The sequence below is a fragment of the Microbacterium sp. 69-10 genome (genome assembly GCF_001897945.1).
In the GTDB taxonomy this organism is placed as follows: Bacteria; Actinomycetota; Actinomycetes; order Actinomycetales; family Microbacteriaceae; genus Microbacterium.
This window is the reverse complement of sequence record NZ_MKRT01000019.1, coordinates 80569-87750: the sequence shown is the minus strand read 5'-3', so window position 1 is coordinate 87750 and position 7182 is coordinate 80569. Positions and strand designations below refer to the sequence as shown.

Annotated in this window: 7 protein-coding genes; 3 read left to right on the top strand and 4 right to left on the bottom strand. The window is 70.6% G+C overall.

From position 1 onward, the window contains the following. Window positions 1-1527: ATP-binding cassette domain-containing protein (locus tag BGN97_RS07865; protein WP_292699783.1), on the bottom strand; the 1527-nt coding region annotated here is incomplete at its 3' end. 80 nt (window positions 1528-1607) lie between these two features. Then, window positions 1608-2153, bottom strand: a complete 546-nt coding sequence (locus tag BGN97_RS07860; protein WP_285629884.1) for an ECF transporter S component — start codon at window positions 2151-2153, stop codon at window positions 1608-1610. Window positions 2154-2301: 148 nt separating this feature from the next. Between BGN97_RS07860 and BGN97_RS07855 the strand changes: the two genes are divergently transcribed. Then, window positions 2302-2469 carry a hypothetical protein gene (locus BGN97_RS07855; RefSeq protein ID WP_292699776.1) on the top strand — a complete coding sequence of 56 codons (168 nt, stop codon included), beginning with the start codon at window positions 2302-2304 and terminating at the stop codon, window positions 2467-2469. Window positions 2470-2627: 158 nt separating this feature from the next. Here the strand turns inward: BGN97_RS07855 and BGN97_RS07850 are convergent, their stop codons facing one another. Beyond that, window positions 2628-2924, bottom strand: a complete 297-nt coding sequence (locus tag BGN97_RS07850; RefSeq protein ID WP_292699773.1) for a GNAT family N-acetyltransferase — start codon at window positions 2922-2924, stop codon at window positions 2628-2630. A 98-nt stretch (window positions 2925-3022) separates the two neighbouring features. On the opposite strand from BGN97_RS07850, the gene recQ reads away from it, so the two are divergent. Further along, on the top strand, window positions 3023-5110 hold the full coding sequence (gene recQ, locus BGN97_RS07845) for a DNA helicase RecQ (protein WP_292699770.1): 2088 nt from the start codon (window positions 3023-3025) through the stop codon (window positions 5108-5110). Window positions 5111-5221: 111 nt separating this feature from the next. Here recQ and BGN97_RS07840 read toward each other — a convergent pair whose 3' ends face one another. Continuing rightward, window positions 5222-5632 carry an OsmC family protein gene (locus BGN97_RS07840; protein ID WP_292699767.1) on the bottom strand — a complete coding sequence of 137 codons (411 nt, stop codon included), beginning with the start codon at window positions 5630-5632 and terminating at the stop codon, window positions 5222-5224. Between the two features lie 297 nt (window positions 5633-5929). On the opposite strand from BGN97_RS07840, the gene BGN97_RS07835 reads away from it, so the two are divergent. Beyond that, window positions 5930-7182: acyl-CoA dehydrogenase family protein (locus BGN97_RS07835; protein ID WP_292699936.1), on the top strand; the 1253-nt coding region annotated here is incomplete at its 3' end.

Genomic DNA, 7182 nt, shown 5'->3' with positions numbered 1-7182 from the left:
GCCGCTTCTGAGACCCGCGAGCACCTCGGCGGTGGGCCCGGCGGCGATCAGAGCCCCCGCATCCAGCAGGACGGTGTGGGTCGCATAGGCGGCCACGAGGTCCAGGTCGTGAGTGACGACCACGATCGTCGTGCCCGAGCGCTGCAGATCCTGCAGCAGGCTCAGCAGCTCGAGCGCTCGGGCCCTGTCCTGCCCGAAGGTGGGTTCGTCGAGGGCGATCACGCGCGGGCGGGTGATGAGCGCGGTGCCGACCGAGAGACGGCGCTTCTCGCCGCCGGAGAGCAGGAACGGATGCTCGTCGGCCCTGTACCGCAGGCCGAACCGATCGAGCATCTCATCGACGCGCGCCTCGATCTCCGCCGGAGCCACGCGCTGCAGCCGCAGTCCGTGGGCCAGCTCCTCCCGCACGGAGTGCGCGATGAACTGGTGCTCGGGGTTCTGGAACACGAATCCGACCTGCGAGCTCAGCGCTCGGGGCGAGGCCCGTCCGGCATCCAGCTCCCCGATCATGACCGTCCCGCGCGGCGGCGCCACGACCCCGCCGAGCGCCTGCAGCAGCGTCGTCTTCCCCGCGCCGTTCGCTCCGATGATGGCCGTGAAGGACCCCGCGACGACGTCGAGCGAGGGAACGTCGAGGACGGTCTTCCCCTTCTTCTCGACCGCCAGTCCCCGCACGGAGATGGCGATCTCGGCATCCGGTTCATCGCCTGCGTCGTCGCCGAGCGGTGAGCCGTCGCCGATCCCGCCAGTCGAGGACGCCGGGCGCGGAAGCCCCCAGACGCCCAACTCCTCCAGCTCCGCGGCGTGCTCGTCCAGCACCTCGTGCGCCGGCCCGTCCCACAGCATCCGCCCCTCGCCGTCCAGCACGATGACGCGCGTCGCGAACTGCAGAGCGGCATCGAGGTTGTGCTCCACGAGCACGATCGCGAGCTCCCTGCCATCCGTCGTCAGTGCGGCGAGCGCGGCGTAGACACCGGCCACGCCCTGCGGGTCCAGATTGGCCGTGGGCTCGTCGAGCACGATCACCCGCGACCGCATCGCGAGTGCGCAGGCGATCGCGAGCCGCTGCCGGCCGCCGCCGGAGAGCAGGTCGGGGTTCCAGCCGCGGCGGTGCCAGAGGCCCACGCGGCGCAGTGCGTCCTCGGCGCGCTCGAGCACCTCGGATGCCGGCAGCAGCAGGTTCTCGAGAGCGAACGCGACCTCGTCGAGCACTGTGCCGGTGACGAGCTGGGAGTCGGGGTCCTGGAACACCATCGAGATGTCGGTGCTGAGCTGCGCGACCGGAGTCGTGCGGGTGTCGCGTCCGCCGACCTCGACGGTGCCGGTCATCTCGGCCTCGACCGACTGCGGGATGAGCCCGTTCAGCGCGAGCGTGAGCGTGGACTTGCCGGATCCGCTCGGCCCCATCAGGATGACGACCTCGCCCGCATGCACGTCGAACGACACCTGCTGCGGGGAGGGGTGCGCCGCGTCGGCGTGCGTGACGCTGAGGTCGCGCACACGGAGCAGGGGCGCGGATGAGCGCACGTCGGGTCCTCTGTCGGCGGCGGATGCTGTGAACTTAGCCTACCCTTACCTGGGTCGGGCCGCCCGCGGCATCCGCTGTCTCAGCGCTTCGGCGCGATGCCCGCTCTGCGCAGCGCGTTCCCCACGGCGATGCCCACGGCCGTCCATGCGACCGGACCGAGGACCGAGATCGTCAGATACACCACCTGCACCCACAGATCGAAGCGGCCGAGGTCTACCACGAACCCGACCACGACCGCCACGATCGCGCCGATGATCACGGCAGAGACGAAGAAGCGCCAGCGTCCCCAGGCACGGTACCGGGTGAGGGCGGCGACGCCCTCCTGGATCGCGCCGAACAGCAGTGCCGTGCCGATGAACCGCATCGCCCAGGCGGGGTTGAAGGCGCTCGAGATCAGCGCGGCGATCACGTGCGTGATCAGGGCGACCAGCGGCCGGCGCAGCACCTCCTGCGCGATGATGCCGGGCAGCACGTGCACGCCGAGCACCAGACCGTACAGATACGGGGTCACGGCGAGGACGCCGAGGGTGACCACACCCGCGATTCCGCCGAGGATGCCGGTGGCGACGCCGATGGCCGCGCACACGAGCAGTGTGCGCGTGCTCAGGCTGGCGGCGGGGGGCACCGATCCAGGCTACGCGATCGGCGGGCGACTGGGCCCGTCGGGAGTTCCACACCTGGCCGTAAGTCGCTGGTGCGATGTCCGGATGCCGGGTTACGTTGAGACGCGGATGCCGCAGAGCAGCGGCGTCCGGACTCAACAGGAGCGACTCATGGGGCAGGGAGCGTTCACCGCGACTCCGAACCCGCTCACGGTCACCCGCGGCGAGGAGGTCTCGTACGACCTGTCGTGGAGTGGCCTGGCAGCCGGGAAGTATCTCGGCGTCGTGCAGTACGGCGACTCCGACGTGCGCACCATCGTGACCGTCGACGCGAAGTAGCCAGACGCACGCACACAGCGGGGCCGGTCCTTCGGGACCGGCCCCGCTCTCGTGCGCGGAGCGGTGCGTGCCGACCGGCATCCTCGACGCTTCACCCCGACACAGATCGGCCCCCGGAGTGTCACAGCGCACCGCCGGCCGCCGGGAGGGGCGCCCGCTCAGCCCTGGTTGGGCAGGCGGATCTCGACCCCGTCGAGCGGATGCTTCGCCAGACAGCCCGCGATGAACGGGCAGTACGGGGTGATGGCGTCGCCGGTCGCCGCGGCATCCGCCAGCGCCTCCGCGGCGAGCTGCTGGCCGAGACCCCGGCCCTGGAAGGCGTGGTCGATCTCGGTGTGGATGAACCGGAACTCGCCCGGACGCCGGTCGAACTCGGCGTATCCGACGAGGGTGCTGTCGAGGCGGATCTCATAACGCGAGGCGTCGTCGTTGCGGCTGACGGTGATGTCGGGCATTGCTCCTCCTTCGGTTCCGTCCAACCTACGCGCAGCCCGAGAGGGGGATGCTGTGGACAGCCGGATCCGAGGTCGGCGGCGGTCGTTACGCTGGATGGATGCCGACGCCATCCGACCCGTACGACGACATCCCGTACCCGGATGAGCCATGGGGTGAGCCGGAGGAGATGGACTGGGTCCCGCCGGAGGACGGCACGTGGCCGGTCGCTCCGGCCGGCTTCGCCGTCGGAGTGCCTCCGCTGGACTGGGCGTCCCCGGCAGACGCGTCCCTGAGCTCGTCGAGCGGGTCGGGCACGGCATCCGCCCCCGCCGCGGCCCAGGCCGCGCCCTCCCGTTTCGGGACGGCGCTCGAGGCGCTGCGGACGGTGTTCGGCTACGACGCGTTCCGCGGCGATCAGGCGGCGATCGTCGAGCAGGTCATCGGCGGCGGGGACGCCGTCGTGCTGATGCCCACGGGCGGTGGCAAGTCCATCACCTACCAGGTGCCCGCGCTGGTGCGGGAGGGGACGGGCCTCGTCATCAGCCCCCTGATCGCCCTGATGCACGACCAGGTCGACGCGCTGCGTGCCAACGGCGTGCGCGCGGCCTACCTGAACTCCACCCAGGCGATCGACGAGCGCCGCGAGGTGGAGCGGGCGTACATCGCCGGCGAACTCGACCTCATCTACGTCGCACCGGAGCGCCTGTCGTCCGCCCAGACCACGCAGCTGCTGCAGCGCGGCAGGCTCAGCGTGATCGCGATCGACGAGGCGCACTGCGTGTCGCAGTGGGGGCACGACTTCCGGCCCGACTACCTCGCGCTGGGCGATCTGGCCGAGCGCTTCCCCGGCGTTCCGCGGATGGCGCTCACCGCCACCGCCACGAAGGCCACACACCAGGAGCTCACCGAGCGGCTGCACCTGGACGGCGCCGCGCACTTCGTCGCCAGCTTCGACCGGCCCAACATCCAGTACCGGATCGTGCCGAAGGTCGACCCGCGCAAGCAGCTGGTGGAGTTCATCCGCTCGCAGCCCGAGTCCGCCGCCGGCATCGTCTACGCGCTGAGCCGCAAGTCGGTGGAGCAGACCGCCGAGTACCTCGCATCCCGCGGCTTCGACGCCCTGCCGTACCACGCCGGTCTGCCGGCCGAGGTGCGCGCGGCGAACCAGTCGCGGTTCCTGCGCGAGGACGGCGTGATCATGGTGGCCACGATCGCGTTCGGCATGGGCATCGACAAGCCCGACGTGCGCTTCGTCGCGCACATCGACCTGCCCAAGTCCGTGGAGGGGTACTACCAGGAGACCGGTCGCGCCGGCCGCGACGGCGAGCCCTCGGTCGCATGGATGGCCTACGGCCTGGGGGATGTCGTGCAGCAGCGCCGCCTCATCGATCAGAGCCCGGGCGATCGCACCTTCAAGATGCGGATGGGGCAGCATCTGGATGCCATGCTCGCCCTCTGCGAGACCGTGGCCTGCCGACGGCAGAACCTGCTGCGGTACTTCGGTCAAGACCTTCCGGAGGCTGGGTCCCTGAGCGAAACCGGCGGAGCCGGGAGAGTCGAAGGGTGCGGCAACTGCGACACCTGTCTGGAGAAGCCCGACACGTTCGACGGTCTCGTGCCGGCGCAGAAGCTGCTGTCCACGATCGTGCGGCTCAAGCGCGAGCGCAACCAGGCATTCGGCGCGGGCCATCTGATCGACATCCTGCGAGGTTCCTCGAACGACCGCATCCGCAAGATGCGCCATGAGCAGATCGCCACCTACGGCATCGGCGCCGACCTGTCCGACCAGGACTGGCGCAGCGTCGTGCGGCAGCTGCTGGCGCGCGGCATCCTCGTCGCGCAGGGCGAGTACGGCACGCTCGCGCCGGGTGACGCCGCCGGGGGAGTGCTGCGCGGCGAGACTCCGGTGCCCCTGCGCAAGGACACGATCGGACGCGTGACCGCGTCCCGCGCCCGCAGGACCAGCGCCGCGGATGCCCTGGATGCCGAGGACCAGCCGCTCTTCGAGGCCCTGCGCACCTGGCGTGCGGCCACCGCGCGCGAGCAGGGCGTGCCCGCCTACATCGTGTTCGGCGACGCCACCCTGCGAGCGCTCGCCGAGCACCGGCCGGCATCCGTCGACGCGCTCAGTGGCATCAGCGGCATCGGCGAGAAGAAGCGCGACGCCTACGGTCAGGCCGTGCTCGAGGTGATCGCGGCGCACTGACGCCGGAGCGGAGGAGGATGCCGGTCTCGGATGCCCCAGGCCGGCGTTCTCCTCCTCTCGTGATGGTCCGCGGATGCGAAGCGGGCCCGCGCGCCCGCGTCGCCGTGCGACTCACGCCGCGGCGAAGGCCTCGGTGTGCACGTGCACGGTCGCGGCGCCGCCGATCAGCTTCGAGACAGGGCAGCGGGCGTGTGTCCGCTCGAGCAGGTCCTGGGCCTCGGCATCCGTCATCCCCTCGGCCGACAGGAACGCATCGACGTGGAAGGCGTACCCGGGGCCGGGCACGACCGGATGCAGTTCGACCTCGACGCGGACGTGGGTGCGCTGCTGCTCCCGCACCAGCACCTGGGCGGTGCCGTTCAGGCAGGTCGCCCAGGCCAGGGCGAGCAGCTGTTCGGGATTCGTGGCCGCGGGATCGGCATCCGCCTTCAGCGGTGAGGCGACCGCGACGTCCAGTCCGTCGGGCACGCGGCTCCGTCCGTCGACGCCGTTGCTCGCTTCCGTCCTGTACCTCGCACCCATGCCTCCACTGTAATTCGCGTCGAGTTTCATGACGCTGCGTGACCTCCGATGACGTCATGCGGCGGCGCCCCGTCCTAGCGTTGAGGTCCATGAGCCTCGATCAGAAGACCGCCGCGTGGACGCCGAGGACCAGCTCGGCTGATCGCAGGCGAGCCCGGAGCGGATGCTGTGGGGTGACGACAACGCGAACGGAGACCGGGGCGCGGCCCGCTTGGTGAACATCCACAGGCGAGTTCCCCGGAAGTTGTCGCAGACCTACCATTGAGGCATCCCTGCTCCCTCTCGAGAGGAATCGCCATGGTCGACGCCGCCGTCCGCCCCACCGCCGCATCCGCCCCCGAAGCCGGCATCGATGTCGCGCGCGTGAACGAGCTGCTCATGGGCACCTGGGCGCACACGCGCCGCGAGGCGCGCGAGCTGATCAAGGACCCGGCGTTCTGGCGCGACGACAGCCTGGGCAAGGACGAGCACCGCGAGCGCGTGCTCACGCAGCTGCACCTGCTGGTGGAGAACAACGCCGTGCACCGGGCCTTCCCCAAGGAGTTCGGCGGCGAGGAGGACAACGGCGCCAACATCGCCGGCTTCGAGGAGCTGGTGGCTGCCGACCCGAGCCTGCAGATCAAGTCGGGCGTGCAGTGGGGTCTGTTCGGCGGTGCGGTGCTGCAGCTGGGGACCGAGGAGCACCACAAGCGGTGGCTCCCCGGCATCATGGACCTCTCCATCCCCGGCGCCTTCACGATGACCGAGATCGGGCACGGCTCGGATGTCGCCGCCGTCGGTACCACCGCGACGTACGATCCCGAGACCGAGGAGTTCGTGATCAACACGCCGTTCCGTGCGGCGACCAAGGAGTACCTCGGCAACGCCGCCCTGCACGGCATCGCGGCGACCGTGTTCGCCCAGCTGATCACGAACGGCGTGAACCACGGCGTGCACTGCTTCTACGTGCCCCTGCGCGGCGAGGACGGCAACGACCTCCCCGGCATCGGCCGCGAGGATGACGGGCTCAAGGGCGGGCTGAACGGCATCGACAACGGCCGGCTCAGCTTCGACCACGTGCGCGTGCCGCGCACCAACCTGCTGAACAAGTACGGCGACGTCGCCCCCGACGGCACCTACACCAGCCCCATCGACAGCCCCGGCCGCCGCTTCTTCACCATGCTCGGCACCCTGGTGCAGGGACGGGTCTCGCTCGACGGCGCCTCGTCCTGGGCATCCGCTCTCGGCCTGCACATCGCGATCACCTACGCGACCCAGCGCCGCCAGTTCGACGGCGCGAACGGGCAGGAGACGGTGCTGATGGACTACGGCAAGCACCAGCGCCGCCTGCTGCCGCGACTGGCGACCACGTACGCGCAGATCTTCGCGCACGATGAGTTCCTGCAGAAGTTCGACGGCGTCTTCTCGGGGCGCACCGACACCCCCGAGGATCGCGAGGACCTCGAGACCCTGGCCGCCGCGCTCAAGCCGCTCTCGACCTGGCACGCCCTGGACACCCTGCAGGAGGCCCGCGAGGCCTGCGGCGGTGCGGGCTTCATGTTCGAGAACCG